A 20,757-nucleotide genomic window follows, 5' to 3' on the forward strand; every position below is an offset into this window, starting at 1 on the left:
CAAAGAGTAAAAAATTAATGAACTATCAACATACAACAGTTTTATTAAATGAAGCTGTAACAGCATTAAATATAAAAAAAAACGGCATTTATGTTGATGGAACTTTCGGTCGAGGTGGGCATTCTCGTCTGATTCTTGAACAACTGGGAGAGCAAGGCAAGTTAATTGCTATAGATCGTGACGCGTTAGCCCAACAAGCCGCGACCGAAATAAAGGACCCTCGATTTACGTTTATTCGTGGAGAATTTTCAAATGTTTATCAATATATTGATAGTTTGGGGTTAATTGGTAAAGTTGATGGTTTTTTATTAGATCTTGGTGTCTCATCACCGCAATTAGATGATCCACAAAGAGGATTTTCTTTTATGCGTGATGGTCCTCTTGATATGCGAATGAACAGCTATAAAGGTCTGACTGCAAGTGAGTGGTTATTAAATAGTAATGAAACCGATATTGCTTGGGTGTTAAAAACATTTGGTGAAGAAAAGTTTGCTAAACGTATTGCTCGCGCGATAGTTGAACAAAATAGAGTTGCACCAATAACTCGAACATTAGAATTGGCGAATTTAATTGAACAAGCTACGCCTAAAAAAGATAAATACAAACACCCTGCAACCCGGAGTTTTCAAGCTATTCGTATTTATATCAATAGTGAATTGGAAGAAGTTGAACAGGCATTAAAAAGTAGTTTATCAATACTAGCTGATCAAGGTAGATTGGCAATAATTAGTTTTCATTCTTTAGAAGATAGAATAGTTAAACAATTTATTAGTAAAAATAGCAAAGGACCAGAACTTCCAGCTGGATTACCACTAACAGAAAAACAAATTAAACAATATGGTGGGGCTAAATTAAAAACACTTGGTAAAGTTAAACCAAGTGCTGATGAGATTAACCACAACCCTCGTTCACGAAGTGCAATATTAAGGGTAGCTGAAAGGAAAAATGAATCGTAATCAACGTAATGATTTTGATAACTTATATGCAGAAATTGATAACCAAAAACGGCCAAGAAATAGTCTATTTGGTCTAATTATTGGTGATCTGATTGAAAATCAAAAATTTTCGTTACTATTACTGATTCTTATAATCTTATCGGCGGGGGCTATATTAATCACAACTCAGCAGATACGTAAACAGCTATTTGAACGTGAACAACTTTTATTAGAACAGGATGTCTTAGAAAGCGAATGGCGTAATTTAGTCATTGAAGAAAATGTACTTGCAGATCCAAAACGTGTTGAATATAGAGCAAAAAATCAATTAGGTATGTCTTATGTGACACCAAAAAATGAAACCGTTATTGTGATAAAGAGTAAATAATGAAACCTGTTAAAAAAAATAATAAAGATAAATCTAAAAAGGTTTTAAAGACAACTAAAGTAAATAAACTGAATAATAAAAAACAGTTTTTTACACCTAATCGTTTTTATGTTGTATATGGTTTTATCATCTTTGCTATTGTTTGTTTGGTTATTCGAATGGCAATTTTGCAAATAATTGAACCTGATAAACTTATTGCAGAAGGCAATAAACGGTCAATTCGACATCAAGAAATGGATGCACCAAGGGCTATGATTACCGATCGTAATGGACGAGCATTAGCCGTAAGTGTACCAATGTTTGATGTTTGGGCAGATCCAAAAATTGTTGTACAAAAAGGTGGTGTAAAAGCTGATGATATAAGGTGGCAAGGGTTAGCAAAAACTCTTAATATTCCGATGTCAACGCTTGAGCAAAAATTGAGTAATCCGTCTATGCGTTTTGTTTATTTATCTAAACAAATAACGCCGACAATTTCAAATTATTTAAAACAATTAAAATTGCCGGGGATTTCGTTTGCAAAAACTTCAAAACGTTACTATCCGGCAGCAGAGAATATTGCTCAGCTTATTGGTTTAACTGATATTGATGAAAATGGTACGGAAAAAGGTGCTGAAGGCATCGAGAAAAGTTTTAACAAATGGTTAACGGGCGAATCAGGGCAGAGAATTATTAGACGAGACCGAGTTGGGCGCGTCATTGAAGAAATAGAACGAACAGAAAGTGAAGCAGCAGAAGATTTAATATTAAGCATCGATGAACGATTACAGTCTTTAGTTTATAGCGAGCTGAGTCAGGCTGTTACATTTAATAAAGCCGATAGCGGTACTGCTGTTTTAATTGATATAGATACGGGTGAGATTTTAGCGATGGCAACTAGCCCATCTTATAATCCTAATAATCGCTCATCAATAGACTATAATTTGATACGTAACCGTGCTGTAACGGATGCATTTGAACCTGGTTCTACAGTAAAACCTTTAGTTGTGATGGCGGCGTTAGAAAAGAAAATCGCAGATTTAAATACCGTAATTGATACAAGACCTTTTTTAGTAAATCGTTACGAGATTAAAGATGTGTCATATCAAAAGTCATTGAATTTAGCAGGTATTTTGGAAAAATCGAGTAATGTTGGTGTAAGTAAATTGGCCTTGCAAATGCAATCAGGAGAACTTGTTGAGTATTATAGTCGTTTCGGCTTAGGACAACCAACAGGACTTGGATTAGGTGGGGAAGTTAATGGATCAATAGCTGCAGATAGAACCAGAAAGTGGGCTGATATTGAAAGAGCAACATTCGCATTCGGATATGGATTAAGTGTGACGCCGCTACAACTAGCAAGAGCTTATGCAACTATTGGTAGTTATGGAATTTATCGACCAGTTTCTATTTTAAAAGTTAATGAACCTATTGAAGGTCAGCGAGTTGTACCAGAAAAAATAGCGAAAATAGTTGTTCAATTAATGGAAGCTGTAGCTGTTTCAGGTGGTGGAGCAAAAGCATCTGTTCCTGGTTATAGTGTCGGAGTTAAAACCGGTACTGCTAAAAAATTATCAAGTGGGCGCTATGTCAATCAATATTTGGCATACACAGCAGGGATTGCGCCAGCAACAAGACCAAAATATTCGTTGGTCGTAATTATTGATAATCCGAAAGCTGGTCAATATTACGGAGGTTCTGTTTCTGCTCCAGTTTTTAGCCGCATTATGGGTGGAGTACTTAGAACCATGAATGTTAAACCAGATCGACAAGTTGACGGTCAAACGATTATTTATTAATAGGTGGTAAATGATGGCTACAAGCACATTTAAAACATTATTTAAATTATTAGGAGGGGATCAAACTCTAAAATTAAAAGATTTCCCACTTGATAATTTGCGAATTGATAGTCGCAAAGTGAAAGAAAATGATGCATTTGTTGCTATTAAAGGTTCCTCAGTTGATGGGCGAAAATTTATTCCTGAAGCTATTTCAGCGGGTGCTGTTGTTATTTTAATTGAAACTCATAGAAAATTGAATGATTTAAAAATTGATTATTTGAAAAAAGATAATCAATCAGTTATACCACAGATCAATGTTTTTCAGCTTTCACAACGTTTATCTGAAATTGCAAATGATTTTTATCACTCTCCATCAAAAAAATTATCGGTTATTGGCGTAACTGGTACGAATGGAAAAACTACAATTACGCAACTTATTGCTCAATGTACAACTTTACTGAATGATAAAACAGCTATTTTAGGTACTATTGGAAACGGAATCTATAATCATCTAGAACCTTCAATTAATACAACGGCATCAGCTATTGATGTCCAATCATTGTTAGCTGATTTTGTGAAAAAGAATGTTAAAGTTGTGGCGATGGAGATCTCATCTCATGGACTTGCGATGAATCGAGTAAAAGGCTTGAATTGTGCAGCAACAGTATTTACTAATTTAAGTCGTGATCATCTTGATTACCATAAAACTATGAGTAAATATGCTAAAGCAAAATGGTCATTATTTAATCCTGATGAAAAAGAAAAACACGTTTCAAACTCAGGTAAGTCAATCATTAACTATGATGACAAATATGGTAAACGTTGGATTGAGAAACTTTCACAAGTGACAGCTGTGTCCTGTCAGCCTAAATTTTTAAGACGATTAAAAGCATTAAATACTCCTTATGTTGGCGTATCTATGATTGAATATCATGATAAAGGTGCCAAAATTCATATGGAGTCTACTTGGGGTAATGCCATTATCAATAGCCGATTATTAGGTGAATTTAATGTATCTAACATATTGTTAGCTATAGCAACATTATTAACGCTTGATTATCCATTTTTTGCTGTAATTAATATGGCATCTTTTCTTAAACCAATTTGTGGACGAATGGAAGTCATACATTCAAACAATAATCCAACAGTCATTGTTGATTATGCCCATACTCCTGATGCATTACAAAAAGCGTTACAAGCAAGTCGAATTCATTGTAAAGGATCTTTATGGGTAATTTTTGGTTGTGGTGGAGATAGAGATACAGGTAAAAGACCTTTAATGGCTGAAATAGCTGAGCAATTTGCTGACAAAGTAGTATTAACTAATGATAATCCTCGTACAGAAGATGAAATGAATATTATTCATGATATACAGCAAGGTTTCCATAATAATAAAGAGATACAAGTGATCACTGATAGAGCACAAGCTATTACACAAACACTTGCACAAGCAAAGCCAAATGATGTGATATTAATTGCAGGAAAAGGCCATGAAGATTATCAAATTATTGGTAAAACAAAATATCACTATTCAGATCAGGAAACAGTAAAACAGCTTTTAGGAATTGAGAGTCAATTATGATCCCGTTAAGTATTGAAAAAATTAAGCAAGTGATAAATGGAAAATCTTATCATATTGATAATGAAAATTGGGTAGTTGAAGCTATTAGTACCGATTCGCGAAAAATTCCTAATAAATCACTATTTATAGCGCTTATTGGTGATAATTTTGATGGGCATGAATTTGCCGAGCAAGCGATAAAAAATGGCGCTATAGTGGTGATTGTTAATCATAAAATTGAACATGAAATACCACAAATTATTGTAAGCGATACTCATCAGGCTTTGGGTAAAATAGCTGCATTGATTCGTCAACAAAGTAAAGCAAAAATTGTAGCGCTTACTGGTTCTTCGGGTAAGACATCAGTTAAAGAAATGACCGCTTCGATTTTACAAAATTGCGGACAAACACTTTATACACAAGGTAATTTTAATAATGATATTGGTGTACCATTAACGCTATTTCGTTTAACACCACAAGATGAGTTTGCTGTAATAGAATTGGGCGCTAATCATATCGGTGAAATTGCCTATACAACCAATATTGTTAAACCTCAAAGTGCTTTAATTAATAATATTTCTGAGGCGCATCTTGAAGGTTTTGGTTCATTTGAAGGTGTGGCAATAGCTAAAGGTGAAATTTTTCAAGGGTTACCCAAAGATGGTATTGCAATAATTAATTTAGATAGTTGCAGTGATAAATGGTTTTCTCAATTAGCAAATAAAACTGTCTGGACTTTTTCATTGAATAATTCGTCGGCAGACTTTTATGCTAGCAATATTCATATTTCAGAACAAACTCGATTTATTTTGCATTCTCCTCATGGCGAATGTGAAATTATATTGCCATTAATTGGGCTGCATAATGTTTCAAATGCTATTGCAGCTTCAGCTTTAGCTATTTCGGTAGGCGCTAATTTTCAACAAGTTGTTCAGGGTTTATCTACTTTAAAACCTGTGAAGGGTCGATTATTCCCAATAAAATTAAATGGAACCCAATTAATTTTAGATGATACTTATAATGCCAATGTTGGTTCAATGTCTGCTGCTATTAAAGTTTTAGCAAATCAACAAGGGTATCGAGTGTTAGTTGTTGGTGATATGGCTGAACTTGGATATGAGGCAGAAAAATATCATCAAAAAATAGGTGAAATAGCTAAACAAGAGCAAATTGATTGTGTAGTAAGTGTTGGTAAACTCAGTCAAACTATTAGTAAGTTTAGTGGCGTAGGTCACCATTTTAGTAATAAACAAGATGCAGTTAGCTATTTGATAACTTTACTTCGTCAGTATCCAAAATTAACTATGCTTGTTAAAGGTTCGCGTAGTGCAAAAATGGAAGAACTCATCGAAAAAATACAAATTGAACAATAGTGAGTCGGGATAAAAATTATGTTGGTTTTATTATCAGAATATTTGGTTAAATATTTTACATTTTTTAATGTTATCTCTTATTTAACGGTAAGAGCTATTCTAGGTTTATTAACTTCATTAGCCATTTCGTTAATTATGGGACAAAAAGTCATTGATTGGTTGCAAAAATTACAAATCGGTCAAGTTATTCGTAATGATGGTCCAGAGTCTCATTTAAGTAAAAAAGGCACTCCAACTATGGGTGGCATTTTAATTTTGGCATCTATTACTTTATCGGTATTTCTATGGGCTGATCTTCGTAATCCTTATGTTTGGGTAACACTATTTGTATTAATTGGCTATGGCTTAGTAGGCTTTGCTGATGATTATTTGAAAGTAATTCGTAAAAATAGTGCAGGACTGATTGCAAGATGGAAATATTTTTGGCAATCGGCTATTGCTTTAGTTGTGGCGTTTGCCCTTTATGCTTATGGTAAAGATACCTCAGTCACAGTGCTCGTAGTGCCATTTTTTAAAGATGTCATGCCACAATTAGGTGTATGTTTTATTTTACTAACTTATTTTGTCATTGTAGGGGCAGGTAACGCGGTTAATTTAACTGATGGTCTTGACGGACTTGCAATTATGCCAACTGTTTTTGTGGCTGCTGGTTTTGCACTGGTTTCTTGGGCGACAGGTAATGTCAATTTTGCGGCTTATCTACATATTCCATATATAAAATTTAGTGGTGAGTTAATGATTATCTGTACCGCTATTGTTGGAGCTGGACTAGGTTTCTTATGGTTTAACACCTATCCTGCCATGGTATTTATGGGTGATGTTGGTTCATTAGCTTTAGGTGGGGTATTTGGTATTATCTCTGTGTTATTACGACAAGAGTTTTTATTACTGATAATGGGCGGTATTTTTGTTATTGAAACGTTATCGGTCATATTGCAAGTGGGTTCCTTTAAATTACGGGGAAAAAGAATATTTCGCATGGCACCCATTCATCATCACTATGAATTAAAAGGTTGGCCAGAACCTCGAGTTATTGTGCGTTTTTGGATAATTTCACTAATGTTAGTTGTAATTGGTTTATTAACTTTGAAATTACGCTAATCAAAATATCAGGATTGAATCATGGTTAACTATCAGGGCAAAAATGTTGTTATTATTGGATTAGGCATCACAGGTTTATCTTGTGTTGACTATTTCCTTGCTCAAAATGTTATTCCCAAAGTTATTGATACGCGTCTAAAACCGCAAGGATTAGAACAATTAGATGAGCGTGTCGATTATCATTTAGGGGAATTAAAAAATGATTGGTTATTAGCAGCTGATTTAATTATTGCCAGTCCTGGTATTGCTCTATCCACACCTGAATTGAAACAAGCATCTGATAAAGGTATTGAGATTATTGGCGATATTGAGCTATTTTGTCGTGAAGTGAATCTACAAAACAACAAAAAGATCGTTGCAATTACTGGTGCAAATGGAAAAACGACAGTAACGACTTTAGTCGGTGAAATTATAAAGTCTGCTGGTATTAAAGTAGGGGTTGGAGGTAATATTGGTCATCCGGCATTATCTTTATTGAATCAAGATTGCGAAGTATATGTCCTTGAACTCTCAAGTTTCCAGTTAGAAACAACAAATAGTTTAAAAGCCACTGTAGCAACAATTTTAAATATATCCGAAGATCACATGGATCGTTATCCATTAGGTCTAATACAATATACAGCGGCTAAACAACGAATTTATAATAACGCTGAATATTGCATAATCAACCATGATGATCAATTAACCGTTCCATTATCTAAACATCATCATACTGTTTCATTTGGATTAAAAGAGGGTGATTACCATTTAGATGAGCAATGTGAACATTTAATTGATCAAAATCACCCTGTATTATTAACTAAAGATATGAAACTGACAGGTTGCCATAACTATCTTAATGCTTTGGCTGCATTAGCTATTGCTGATAAATTAAGTATAGATAGGCAATCTAGTTTAGCCACAATTATGACCTTTCAAGGTTTATCACATCGCTTTGAGTTAGTCTTAGAGCACAATGGTGTGAAATGGATTAATGATTCTAAAGCAACAAATGTTGGTAGTACAGAAGCCGCATTGAAAAGTGTTGTCTGTCATGGAAAATTATATTTGTTATTAGGTGGAGATGGCAAATCAGCTGATTTTTCACCTTTAATTCCTTATTTACAAAATAAAAATCTTGAAATTTTCTGTTTTGGTCGAGACCGTAATTTACTTGCTAAATTAGCGCCCAACTTAACCACCGTTACAGAAACAATGACAGAGGCTATGCAAATTATTGCTCAGAAAGTACTATCAAATGATGTAGTCTTACTTTCCCCAGCTTGCGCAAGTTTGGATCAGTTTAAAAATTATATTGAACGAGGAAATCAATTTGCCAATATAGCCAAACAATATATTCTAAGGAGTGAAAAATGACACTTTTTGGGATAAGAAAACAAGTTAATCCAAATATACCATTTGATAATTCATTACTTTGGACAGTGATTAGTTTAATGGTATTTGGTTTGATAATGGTAACATCAGCATCAATGTCATTTAGTGAAAACGATCCTTTTTATTACACTCAGCGTGAACTGATTCAGATAACAATTTCATTGTTATTGATGATTATTACTTTATATATTCCTATGCAGCGCTGGCAACAATTTGCATCAGCATTATTAATTGTTGCCATTATAATGTTAATTGTAGTTTTAGGTATAGGAGCTTCAATTAATGGTGCTTCGAGGTGGATTCCATTAGGGATATTTAATTTTCAACCAGCAGAGTTAGCTAAATTATCACTGTTTATTTTTTTAGCAGGGTACTTATCAAGAAAGTCAGATGAGGTTCAAAATCGATTTTGGGGATTTTTTAAACCTATGGTCGTAATGACGATTCTTTCTATTTTGTTACTCAAACAACCTGATTTAGGGACAGTTATTGTATTATTCATGGTAACAATCGGCATATTATTTATTGCTGGAGCTCAATTGTGGCAATTTATTGCTATTTTGTTAACAGGTGTAGGTGCTGTAATTTGTTTGATATTGTTCGAGGCTTATCGCTTAACTCGTTTACTAACTTTTCTTGATCCTTGGCAAGATGCTACAGGTTCAGGTTATCAGTTAGTTGCATCATTAATGGCAATCGGTAGTGGTGGCATCACGGGGCAAGGAATGGGCAATTCAATTCTTAAATTAGGCTATTTACCAGAATGTCATACGGACTTTATTTTTTCAATTATCTCGGAGGAATTTGGTTACGTTGGTGTAATTACTTTATTAACATTACTTTTCTTTTTGACATTTAAAGCATTGGCCATTGGGTACCGAGCGTTAAATGATGGTTCTTTGTTTTCAGGATATTTAGCTTGTGAAATAGGTATTTGGTTTGGTTTTCAAACATTCGTCAACATTGGTGTTACATCAGGTATGTTACCAACTAAAGGATTAACATTACCATTTATTAGTTATGGTGGTTCAAGTCTTATTGTAATGAGTATTGCTGTAGCAATATTATTAAGAATTGATTTTGAATTTAGACAAAAACAGGCGCAAGCAAGAATAAGGATTATAAAATAATGAAGAAATTATTAGTTATGGCAGGTGGTACAGGTGGCCATGTTTTTCCTGGTATTGCCGTTGCGCATTATTTGATGAAACAAGGTTGGCAAGTGAAATGGTTAGGTACTGCAGATAGAATGGAAGCTCGTCTTGTACCTGAAAATGGTATTGATATTGATTTTATCGAGATTTCAGGACTACGTGGGAAAGGGGGAATGGCATTATTAAAAGCTCCCTATAAAATTTTAAAAGCAGTATTGCAAGCTAGAAAAATTTTAAAAACTTATTGTCCTGATGTTGTCCTAGGTATGGGCGGATATGTTTCTGGTCCAGGTGGTATAGCAGCTAAAACTCTTGGTATACCTGTGGTATTACATGAACAAAATGGTATAGCAGGTTTAACAAATAAATATCTTGCAAAAATTGCCACGAAAGTGTTACAAGCATTTCCAACGGCATTTCCTAAAGCTCAAGTAGTGGGCAATCCAGTACGAAGTGATTTGTTAACTATTGCTAAACCAGAGGAAAGATTTAAAGACCGAAATGGGCCTATTAGAGTATTGGTTATGGGAGGCAGTCAGGGAGCAAAAGTTATTAATGACATAGTGCCTCAAGTGATAACGAAACTATCCGATAATTTTGTGGTATGGCATCAAACGGGCAAAGGTATGTTGAATTCAGTCATTCAATCTTATCAAAACTGTGATATGACAAAGAATAAAGTTACTGAATTTATTTCTGATGTAGCTGAAGCTTACAGTTGGGCAGATATCGTAATTTGTCGAAGCGGAGCACTAACTGTGAGTGAAATTGAGGTTGTAGGTATTGGTGCAATATTTATTCCATTTATGCATAAAGATCGCCAACAATATTGGAATGCAAAATCCTTAGCCGATGTTGGCGCAGCGCACATTATGGAACAACCAAATTTTAATGTTGAAGCGTTATCAAGTTTATTATTAAATTTTAATCGTGAAAAATTAATAGATATGGCCATTAAAGCAAAAAGTTTATCTATTATCGATTCTACAGAAAAAGTGGCTGAAACTATTTGTTCAGTGGTAAAATAATGGCTTTTTACATAACGTTATGTAATGGTTATTGATTAACTGATAGTGTGAGTCAAATGTTTTATTGAACTTAAAAATTAATATTATGATTTCAGTTTTCAACAAAGATTTGACGATAAATACTAAATAAAATGATTAGGAGTTAAACTGTGAATACTAAGGAATTAGCTGAATTAAGAGCAATTATTCCCCAAATGAAACGCGTTAAGCATATCCATTTTGTTGGTATTGGTGGCGCAGGAATGGGAGGCATTGCTGAGGTTCTAGCTAATGAAGGGTACCAAATTAGTGGTTCAGACATTGCTGAAAATGCGGTTACTCAACACTTAGAAACATTAGGTGCAAAAATTGTTATTGGGCATGCAGCTGAAAATGTGTGTAATTCAAGTGTTGTTGTTATCTCTTCAGCTATTTCGCAAGATAACATTGAAGTAGTTGCAGCACGTGAAGCTCGTATACCTGTTATTCAAAGAGCAGAAATGTTAGCTGAATTGATGCGCTTTCGATATGGTATTGCAATTGCAGGTACTCATGGTAAAACCACCACAACGGCAATGGTGACAGCTATTTATGCTGAGGCAAAACTTGACCCCACTTTTGTTAATGGCGGTTTAGTTAAAGCTGCTGGAACACATGCTAGATTAGGTAGCAGTCGTTATTTTATTGCAGAAGCAGATGAGAGTGATGCCTCATTTCTTCATCTACAACCGATGGTATCTATAGTAACAAATATAGAGCCTGATCATATGGATACTTATAACGGTAGTGTTGAGAATCTTAAACAGACATTTATTTCTTTTTTACGTAACCTCCCGTTTTATGGTTTAGCTGTTATGTGTTATGACGATCCCATTAATCGTGAATTATTGCCAATTGTTGGACGCAAAATCATCACCTATGGATTCAATGAAGAGGCAGATGTCATTATTAAAAATTATCGTCAGGAAAGAGGTATCAGCTATTACACCGTTTGCCGTCCTGACCATCAAGATTTACAAATTGAGTTAAATGCACCAGGAAAACATAATGCTCTAAATTCAGCAGCAGCTATCATTGCTGCAACGGAAGATGGTATTGATGATGAATCGATTGTAAAAGCATTAGCTAAATTTGCAGGTACTAGCCGACGCTTTGATTTATTAGGCATTTTCCCTAATTCAAATGGAGGCGATATTATGCTGGTTGATGATTATGGTCATCATCCAAGTGAAGTTAATGCAACAATTCAAGCAGCAAGAAATGGTTGGCCTGATCGTAGATTGGTAATGTTGTTTCAACCACATCGGTATACACGTACTCGAGATTTATTTGATGATTTTGCACAAGTATTATCACAAGTTGATGCGCTAGTTATGTTAGATGTCTATTCAGCAGGAGAACAACCAATTGCTGGTGCTGATAGTCGTTCCTTGTGTCGTACTATTCGTAATCGAGGTAAAGTTGACCCAATTTATGTGTCTGATTTAAATTTATTACCGGAAATTATGCAAGAAATATTAAAAGGTGGTGATCTTTTATTGACACAAGGTGCAGGTAGTGTTGGTCGGGTAGCTCGTCAGTTAGCCAATACTCAATTATTTACAAAAGAGGAATTATAAATGGTTGATAAAGTTGCCATATTATATGGTGGTACCTCTGCAGAGCGAGAAGTATCGCTTAAATCAGGTAATGCGGTACTAAATGGTCTATTAGCAAATGGTATTGATGCGCATCTTGTTGATACTAAAGAGCGCTCTATTACTAATTTAAAACAAGAAGGATACACAAAGGCTTTTGTTATTTTGCATGGGCGTGGTGGTGAAGATGGTATTGTTCAGGCAATACTAACTTACCAAAATATTCCTTATACTGGTAGTGACGTATTGGCTTCAGCATTAACGATGGATAAATTAAAAACCAAATTAGTTTGGAAATCATTAGGTTTACCTGTTGCTGATTATGTAATGGTAGAAAAAACACAAACTTTTGATATTGATGCTATTGTTAAACAATTAGGCTTACCATTGTTTGTCAAACCAAGTCATGAAGGTTCTAGTGTAGGTATGACTCGGGTTAATCAAGCATCAGAATTAAAAGCTGCCCTTGAGGTTGCTTTTAAATATGATAGTGTTGTGATGGTTGAATCATTTTTAGCAGGTCCAGAATTTACAGTAGCAATAGTAGGAGATGAAGTTTTACCTTCAATTTACATTAAGCCATCTACCCAATTTTATGATTATGATGCAAAGTATTTATCAGACACAACTCAATACTTTTGCCCAAGTGGATTATCTGATGAAAAAGAACAAGAGATTCGTAAATTAGCTTTGGATGCTTATAAAGCTGTTGGTTGTAGAGGTTGGGGGCGAGTGGATATTATGTTTGATGATAATCAAAAACCATATTTACTTGAAGTTAATACTGCTCCAGGAATGACAGATCATAGCTTAGTGCCAATGGCAGCTAAACAACACGGTTGGTCATTTAATCAACTAGTTAGCCAAATATTACAACTTGCAGCAGTTTAACTGGCTAATTTTATGAAACAAGTTAGACAAGCAGCACACAGAAAAGATGAAAATAGAAGAAAGCTGCTTATTTTTCGTAGTAAGGAACAATTAATAGGTTTTTTGTTCTTTATTATGATTATTCTAATAAGTGCTTGGATTATAAAAAGTGTTAAAAACTGGATGGATGATCCCGAACAAATGGTATTGTCACAGTTAACGTTAAGTGGTGAGCACATTTTTACAACTGAAGATGATCTTCGGGAAGCAATTTTGGGATTAGGATTACCTAATACTTATGTTGGTCAAGATGTTGTTGATATTCAACAAGAAATAATGAGATTTCCATGGGTTAAGAAAGCGAGCGTGCGAAAACAGTGGCCAGATAGGTTAATTGTCTACGTAGAAGACTATAAACCAGCATATTATTGGAATGATCTGTTTTTTCTTGATGAAAAAGGAAATGTTTTTAGTGTGCCATCGGATCGTATTGCTGATTTAAAGTTATCAAGACTTTATGGTCCAGAGGGTAAAGCTAAATCTGTACTTGAAAATTATACTAAATTAGAAAATCTTTCTAAAAAATTAGCTAATAATCAGTTGGCATTGCAGATTAACGCTACAATATCTGATGAGAGAAATTCTTTACAACTGATGGTAATACGATGTATAGCTGGTATATGTGATGAAAATCAGGAAATAAAATTATTGTTGGGAAATAAAAACATTGAAGAACGTTATGAACAATTTATTAGATTGTTTCCTGAAATTCAGTCAAGAACACCGCTTGATGAAAGAATTACGGTCGCTGATTTACGTTATGAAAATGGTATTTCAGTACAAACAGAAAAAATAGCGCAGTAAGGAATCAATAAAGGCTGAAATATGAAAGCAACAGAAAAAAAATTGGTTGTTGGATTAGAAGTTGGTACCTCTAAAGTACTTGCTCTTGTTGGTGAAGTTCTTCCCGATGGTATTATTAATATTATCGGCGTAGGTCATTGTCCATCAAAAGGTGTTGATAAAGGTGGTGTTAACGATCTAGAGTCGGTAGTGAAATCAATCCAACGAGCAGTTGATCAAGCAGAGCTAATGGCCGACTGCCAGATATCTTCCGTTTATTTAAGCCTTTCAGGGAAACATATTCGTTGTCAAAATGAGATTGGTATGGTGCCAATAGCAGAAGAAGAAGTGACAACAGAAGATGTTGACAATGTGGTGCATACAGCAAAATCAGTTCGAATTTTAGATGAACACCGTATACTACATGTGATTGCCCAAGAATATTCTATTGATTTACAAGAAGGAATTAAAAATCCAATCGGTTTATCAGGTGTACGAATGAAAGCAAAAGTACACTTAGTAACTTGTCATAACGATATGGCAAGAAATATTGTAAAAGCCGTTGAACGTTGTGGATTGAAAGTTGATCAACTTATTTTTTCTGGTTTGGCTTCTAGCTATGCTGTATTGACTGACGACGAAAAAGAACTTGGTGTCTGTGTCATTGATATGGGCGGAGGTACAATGGATGTAACTGTTTATACAGGTGGAGCATTACGACATTCCGTTGTTATACCTTATGCCGGAAATGTAGTTACTAGCGATATTGCTTATGCATTTGGTGCGCCGCCGATGGATGCTGAAAATATTAAAATACGTTATGGATGTGCCGTAGGTTCGTTAATTGGTAAAGATGAAGTGATTGATGTGCCAAGTGTTGGTGGTAGACCGTCACGTTCTTTGCAAAGACAAACGCTTGCTGATGTAATTGAACCTCGATATTCAGAGCTTCTTTCATTAGTACAAAATGAATTGCTTACTTTACAAGATGAACTTAAAAAACAAAATGTTAAATACCAACTAGCAGCAGGGATTGTATTAACAGGTGGTGCAGCACAAATTAAAGGAATGGTTGAATGTGCCGAAAAAGTTTTTCAAAATCAAGTGCGTATAGGTCAGCCTTTAAATATTTCTGGTTTAACTGATTATGTACAAAAACCTTATTGCTCAACGGCAGTAGGGTTATTGCATTATGGAAAACAAAGTTTATTAAATGATGATTCAAAAGATTGCGATAAATCATCATTAAAAGGGATAGCTAAACGTTTGACCGGTTGGTTTAAAAAAGAATTTTAGCTAATATATTACAAGAACTTCGTGGACATTACAGGCGGTTATCTGTACAATGTTCTTAGAGCGTAAATTTGGAGATAAGTTATGTTTGAGCCTATGGTTGCAGATGATGAACCAGCAGCAGTCATTAAAGTTATTGGTGTAGGTGGTGGCGGCGGTAACGCTGTCGAACATATGATTGCTGAACATATCGAAGGTGTAGAGTTTTTTGCGGCAAATACAGATGCACAAGCATTGCGAAGAATCAAGGTAGGTCAAACTATCCAAATCGGTACCAATGTTACTAAGGGACTTGGTGCTGGAGCTAATCCTGAAGTGGGTAGAAACTCTGCTGAGGAAGATCGAGAAGTGATTCGTAGTGCTATTGAAGGTGCTGACATGGTGTTTATCGCAGCTGGAATGGGTGGTGGCACAGGAACAGGTGCTGCGCCAGTGGTTGCCGAAATAGCTAAAGAGTTAGGTATTTTGACCGTAGCGGTTGTGACTAAGCCTTTCGGTTTTGAAGGGAAAAAGCGCATGGCTTTTGCTGAGCAAGGTATAGCTGAATTAGCAAAGCATGTTGATTCACTTATCACGATACCAAATGATAAGTTATTAAAAGTGTTAGGTCGTGGAGTTAAACTGCTTGATGCTTTTGCAGCAGCTAATGGTGTGTTAAAAGGTGCGGTACAAGGAATTGCTGAATTGATTACTAAACCTGGTCATATCAACGTTGACTTTGCTGACGTTAGGACTGTTATGTCTGAAATGGGATATGCTATGATGGGTTCAGGTTGTGCTAGTGGTGATAATCGTGCTGAAGAAGCAGCTGAAATGGCAATTTCTAGTCCATTACTTGAAGATATTGATTTATCGGGAGCACGTGGTGTCCTTGTCAATGTAACAGCAGGTTTAGATCTTGGATTAGAAGAGTTTGAAACAGTGGGTAGTACAGTTAGAGCTTTTGCTTCTGACAATGCAACTGTTGTAGTTGGTACAACTTTTGACCCAGACATGTCAGATGAGATTAGAGTAACGGTTGTAGCGACGGGTATTGGTATGGACAAACGTCCCGAAGTAAAAATAACTAAACCACCAATGACCCAAAATCCATTATTTGGACAAAGTGGTAATTTAGGACAACAAGAAGAAAGATTAGCTAAAGTTGTGAATGAACAAGGTATTTCTTCAATTGGCGACAATAAAATGTTAGATATTCCAGCTTTTATTCGTAAACAGGCGAATTAGTATTGAACTTAGTTGAGTTTTTATTGTCTAATATTGTAGTAAAACAAATAGAATAGTAGGTGCAAAGTGAAACAAAGAACATTAAAAAAGACAATACAAGCGACAGGTGTAGGTTTGCATACTGGCAAGAAAGTTACTTTGACCTTACGCCCAGCACCTGAAAACACAGGGATCATTTATCGTCGTACTGATTTAAATCCGTATGTTGATTTCCCTGTTGATGCTAAATCTGTGCGTGATACTATGCTTTGTACATGCCTAGTGAATGAAGATAATGTTCGCATTTCAACTGTTGAGCATATTAATTCAGCATTAGCAGGACTTGGTATTGATAATATTATTATTGAGGTTAATGCACCAGAGATTCCAATTATGGATGGTAGTGCAAGTCCATTTGTTTATTTATTACTTGATGCAGGTATTACCGAGCAAAATGCATTAAAAAGATTTTTACGAGTTAAAGAAACAGTTCGAGTTGAAAACGGTGATAAATGGGCTGAATTAAGACCGCATAACGGTTTTAGATTGGATTTTACTATCGACTTCCATCATCCAGCTATTGATAGTAGCTCACAGCGTTATCAATTAGATTTTTCTTCTGAATCTTTTATTCGTCAGATTAGTCGAGCTAGAACATTTGGGTTTATGCGTGATATTGAAGCGTTACAATCAAAAGGTTTGTGTTTAGGTGGTAGTTTAGATTGTGCTATTGTTGTTGATGATTACAAAGTACTTAATGAAGATGGTTTACGTTTTGAAGATGAGTTTGTTCGTCATAAAATGCTTGATACTATCGGTGATTTGTACATGAGCGGTCATAACATGATTGGTGAAGTTGTTTGTTATAAATCAGGTCATGCTTTAAATAACCAATTATTACAAGCATTATTGGCAAAACAAGAAGCATGGGAATACGTGACATTTACTGAAGAGCAAAGCGTTCCACTTGCTTTAGGTACACAACAACTTGTTTTAGCATAAAACTCTAAATCAATATAATTTTAATCAATTGAACGCTTCCATTTAATGGAGGCGTTTTTATTTTCTAAAAAAGAGATTTTTATATGAACGGTAGCCACTTTTTTGCTCATTTATCACGATTAAAATTAATAAATCGTTGGCCATTAATGCGTAATGTAAGAACTGAAAATGTATCTGAACATAGCTTACAAGTCGCTTTTATTGCGCATGCCTTAGGGATTATAAAAAACAAAAAATTTAATGGTAATGTTAATCCTGAACGAATTGCATTATTAGCTATGTATCATGATGTTTCTGAAGTGATAACAGGAGATTTACCAACGCCAACAAAATATTACAATCCACAAATTACGATTGAATATAAAAAGATTGAAAAAATAGCACAACATAAACTTATTAATATGCTTCCTGAAGAGTTACGTGATGATTTTAAATTATTGATCGATGATGACTATTATGATGAAGCAGAAAAAAGTATAGTAAAACAAGCTGATGCCTTATGTGCGTATTTAAAAACGATTGAGGAACTTAGTGCTGGTAATAATGAATTTAGATTAGCTGAACAGCGTTTAAAAAAGACCTTATCAGAACGTAATAGTCCTGAAATGGACTATTTTTTAGAAGTCTTTGTTCCAAGTTTCAAATTATCTTTAGATGAGATAACCATGGATAATTAGTACCTTATTAGTATCTAAAAATTTATTATTGAAATCTATGATGCTCATAAACAATATATATGTAGCATCATATTTTTATTTTAAATTATTAAAAACTTAATTTAGCAAGTGCAGTAATATAATTTGAGTTTTTCTTGCTTTCGCCATAATATTGATAGTCAATATTAATATCAATCAGATTATAGCTATAGGTGAGTCCTAGTCCTAGATTGTATTGATTGTTGGAACGATTAGATGTATGAGAACTCATTTTTGATAATCCACTAACTCCATTGATAATGATATCACTATCAAACTCATTATGACTTAAATTTACTATATATCCTGTTTTAGCTCTTAATGATATTTGATTATCCTGATCTTTGAAAATTGAATAATCAATTGTCATATCCATTGGTATTAAAAATGCCGAATTTGACGCTTTACCATATTTAACCAGATCAATTTTATTATAACTAGCATTATGTGAGCTGTTTTCAGTATAGAGGTAATTTAAACTAATACTCGGTATTAAAGTTAACTTTTCTTGGACTTGCCAATTATATCCAATAGTACTTCCAACATTCCAAGTATTACTGTGGAATTTTTCATTAATTGAATAATAATTATCGTAGGTATCAAGGTGATTTTTTCCATAATTATAGCCAACATAAGCAGAAGTGGTAATGTTATTAGGAAAACGATAACCAGAATATAATTGGATTTGATAATTGTTTATATCAGAATCATTTGAAGATGCTGCTTTATCTTTATATTTACCCGATGTATAACTAAATGTTGTGCCGACTAAAAAATTATCTATTATTTTTTTATCATATCCCACGATGAAACCATTAGAAGTATATCTGTAACCAGAAATACCTTGGTAATTATTTGCACTTTGATGATGATTAATTAAATTTATCCAGAGATTATCATCCGTTCCTTTGTTATTTTGATCAAATTGTTCAATACGTTTATTTAATGTATTTCGAGTATAATTGAATGAACTCAGTGCAATTTCTGTTAAATGCAACCCATGATTATTATTATATAATCCTGCTAAATTCTGATTGAAATATAATGGAGTATTTTTATTTTCAATAGCTAAATTTCCTCTTCCTATGGCAGCTAGAATATCCCAATTTAAATCACCAGCTAAAGATTTATCAGAACTTACATTGCCGTTTGTGGATGTATTGTAAAGCGATTCATATGATACTTTTGCTAAATTTTGTGCAAAACCTTTGGCAATATTTTTAACTTTTGTTCCAACTTGCTCGTAGTAACGAGAAATTTGTCGTTCTGCTGCCAATTTTGAATGTTGTACATTACTAAAGTCGGTGACATTACTTGCATTAACAAATTTGAGCTCATTTCCAATTTTTTTAAAGTTTAGGTCACCATAAATATTCTGAATTAGCGCTTTAGTTTCGCCATCTTTAATATTAGAAATATTTAAGGAATTATTTGCAGATAATACGGTGGCATTTATTTCAGAGGAAATATATTTAAGACTGTTTTTTATAAAATCATCGGTTGCAGAGATCTTAGCGGAAGATAGAATATTAACATTATCTCCATGAATAGTATTATATTGTTTGGTATCTGATATACCAAAATTAATAGTTCCAGCAATATTTAGATGAGAGGTATTATTATGTTGATCACTTATATATAACGAACCTTTAGATGATTCAATTGTGGCTGTTTTATCAATATTAAGTTGTCCATTAGATGAAAGTTTAACAAAACCATCCCCTCTACTAGCAGTTAATATACCTTTATCAATAACATCAAAATTACCACCATGACTTAAATCAACAGTACCACCGCGCATAATGATCATTTTTCCAGTTTTACCTACTACAACAGAAGACCTTTGAATATCATTATTAGTTGTCTCTAATACTGTTTTAGCACCGATAATTTCTATATCGCCACCTGTTATATTAAAACTACGTGTAATTAGTCTTGCTGGCGATGATGATGTTCCCGCTAAATGGTTATCACCACTATGGATATTTGTATCACCATCTACTTTCACTGTTGTTTTTCCAGTAGTTGTTTGGCCAGTTCCCATGACATTACCAGATAAAATCATGAGTCCGCCTCTTTTTTTGTCCGCGCCTAATTCGACATTAATGTCCCCTGTTACATGCACATCTATATTATGATCAATAGGATCATATGGAAAATCAGTATGCAACCCTAAATAATCAGTAAAAAACTTTGTATCGAATTTACCAATCCAAGTATCATTATAAATTTGAAAATTACCATTAACCGTCATATTAATATCACCGCTAGCAATCGAAGCTGGTTCTGTTGTGGTTTTTCCAGTAAAACCAAGATGAAATGATCCTTCACTATTAACGATTAAACTATCTGATGTTGTAATATTGATAGGTAGATTACTGCTGTTTGTGAGAAAATAGCGTTCATTGATCTGGTTGAAAGGCAACTTTATATCTGTTGATGCATCATAATTATATGCTTGAGCATAACTTGCGCCAAATACCGTTGTTATTAGAAAAGAAATAAGTTTGATTTTCATTGTTTTATTTAAAAATTATTATAAGGAAATAAAATAATAA

17 protein-coding genes are annotated in these 20,757 nt (G+C 34.2%); 16 read left to right on the plus strand and 1 reads right to left on the minus strand.

Going from position 1 to position 20,757, the window contains the following annotated elements; all coding sequences use genetic code 11:
- Positions 1-17 precede the first annotated feature (17 nt).
- The 16 genes from rsmH (at position 18) to yfbR (ending at position 18,181) form a co-directional block, all read left to right on the plus strand.
- Entirely contained in the window at positions 18-956 is a 939-nt protein-coding gene (gene rsmH, locus GAPWK_RS02480) for a 16S rRNA (cytosine(1402)-N(4))-methyltransferase RsmH (RefSeq protein WP_025314715.1), read from the plus strand.
- Positions 946-1,323: a cell division protein FtsL gene (ftsL, locus tag GAPWK_RS02485; RefSeq protein ID WP_051516222.1), complete on the plus strand. Its 378-nt coding sequence runs from the start codon at positions 946-948 to the stop codon at positions 1,321-1,323. Before rsmH ends, ftsL begins: the two co-directional genes overlap by 11 nt.
- Positions 1,323-3,101 carry a peptidoglycan glycosyltransferase FtsI gene (gene ftsI / locus GAPWK_RS02490; RefSeq protein ID WP_025314717.1) on the plus strand — a complete coding sequence of 593 codons (1,779 nt, stop codon included), beginning with the start codon at positions 1,323-1,325 and terminating at the stop codon, positions 3,099-3,101. The genes ftsL and ftsI overlap by 1 nt, the downstream gene beginning before the upstream one ends.
- Positions 3,102-3,114: 13 nt before the next feature.
- Complete coding sequence (murE, locus tag GAPWK_RS02495) at positions 3,115-4,665, plus strand: UDP-N-acetylmuramoyl-L-alanyl-D-glutamate--2,6-diaminopimelate ligase (RefSeq protein ID WP_025314718.1); 1,551 nt, start codon at positions 3,115-3,117, stop codon at positions 4,663-4,665.
- Positions 4,662-6,017 carry a UDP-N-acetylmuramoyl-tripeptide--D-alanyl-D-alanine ligase gene (gene murF / locus GAPWK_RS02500; RefSeq protein WP_025314719.1) on the plus strand — a complete coding sequence of 452 codons (1,356 nt, stop codon included), beginning with the start codon at positions 4,662-4,664 and terminating at the stop codon, positions 6,015-6,017. The genes murE and murF overlap by 4 nt, the downstream gene beginning before the upstream one ends.
- Before the next feature lie 18 nt (positions 6,018-6,035).
- Entirely contained in the window at positions 6,036-7,118 is a 1,083-nt protein-coding gene (mraY, locus tag GAPWK_RS02505; protein WP_025314720.1) for a phospho-N-acetylmuramoyl-pentapeptide-transferase, read from the plus strand.
- A gap of 21 nt (positions 7,119-7,139) precedes the next feature.
- Complete coding sequence (gene murD, locus GAPWK_RS02510) at positions 7,140-8,474, plus strand: UDP-N-acetylmuramoyl-L-alanine--D-glutamate ligase (protein WP_025314721.1); 1,335 nt, start codon at positions 7,140-7,142, stop codon at positions 8,472-8,474.
- On the plus strand, positions 8,471-9,622 hold the full coding sequence (gene ftsW / locus GAPWK_RS02515; protein WP_025314722.1) for a cell division protein FtsW: 1,152 nt from the start codon (positions 8,471-8,473) through the stop codon (positions 9,620-9,622). The genes murD and ftsW overlap by 4 nt, the downstream gene beginning before the upstream one ends.
- Entirely contained in the window at positions 9,622-10,674 is a 1,053-nt protein-coding gene (gene murG, locus GAPWK_RS02520; RefSeq protein ID WP_025314723.1) for an undecaprenyldiphospho-muramoylpentapeptide beta-N-acetylglucosaminyltransferase, read from the plus strand. Before ftsW ends, murG begins: the two co-directional genes overlap by 1 nt.
- A 149-nt stretch (positions 10,675-10,823) precedes the next feature.
- Positions 10,824-12,272 carry a UDP-N-acetylmuramate--L-alanine ligase gene (gene murC / locus GAPWK_RS02525; protein WP_025314724.1) on the plus strand — a complete coding sequence of 483 codons (1,449 nt, stop codon included), beginning with the start codon at positions 10,824-10,826 and terminating at the stop codon, positions 12,270-12,272.
- Positions 12,273-13,181 (plus strand): D-alanine--D-alanine ligase, encoded by a 909-nt coding sequence (locus GAPWK_RS02530; RefSeq protein WP_025314725.1) that lies wholly within the window; start codon positions 12,273-12,275, stop codon positions 13,179-13,181.
- A gap of 12 nt (positions 13,182-13,193) precedes the next feature.
- A complete protein-coding gene (locus tag GAPWK_RS02535) occupies positions 13,194-14,024 on the plus strand; it encodes an FtsQ-type POTRA domain-containing protein (protein ID WP_025314726.1) in 831 nt (276 codons plus the stop codon).
- Positions 14,025-14,045: 21 nt separating this feature from the next.
- On the plus strand, positions 14,046-15,299 hold the full coding sequence (ftsA, locus tag GAPWK_RS02540) for a cell division protein FtsA (RefSeq protein WP_025314727.1): 1,254 nt from the start codon (positions 14,046-14,048) through the stop codon (positions 15,297-15,299).
- Between the two features lie 81 nt (positions 15,300-15,380).
- A complete protein-coding gene (ftsZ, locus tag GAPWK_RS02545; RefSeq protein WP_025314728.1) occupies positions 15,381-16,523 on the plus strand; it encodes a cell division protein FtsZ in 1,143 nt (380 codons plus the stop codon).
- Between the two features lie 66 nt (positions 16,524-16,589).
- Positions 16,590-17,504, plus strand: a complete 915-nt coding sequence (gene lpxC, locus GAPWK_RS02550) for a UDP-3-O-acyl-N-acetylglucosamine deacetylase (protein ID WP_025314729.1) — start codon at positions 16,590-16,592, stop codon at positions 17,502-17,504.
- An 83-nt stretch (positions 17,505-17,587) separates the two neighbouring features.
- Entirely contained in the window at positions 17,588-18,181 is a 594-nt protein-coding gene (gene yfbR, locus GAPWK_RS02555) for a 5'-deoxynucleotidase (protein WP_025314730.1), read from the plus strand.
- A gap of 88 nt (positions 18,182-18,269) precedes the next feature.
- On the opposite strand, the gene GAPWK_RS02560 is transcribed toward yfbR, so the two are convergent.
- Positions 18,270-20,717: an autotransporter outer membrane beta-barrel domain-containing protein gene (locus GAPWK_RS02560; RefSeq protein WP_025314731.1), complete on the minus strand. Its 2,448-nt coding sequence runs from the start codon at positions 20,715-20,717 to the stop codon at positions 18,270-18,272.
- Positions 20,718-20,757: the final 40 nt, after the last annotated feature.

It is taken from the genome of Gilliamella apicola (assembly GCF_000599985.1).
GTDB classification, from domain to species: Bacteria; Pseudomonadota; Gammaproteobacteria; order Enterobacterales; family Orbaceae; genus Gilliamella; species Gilliamella apicola.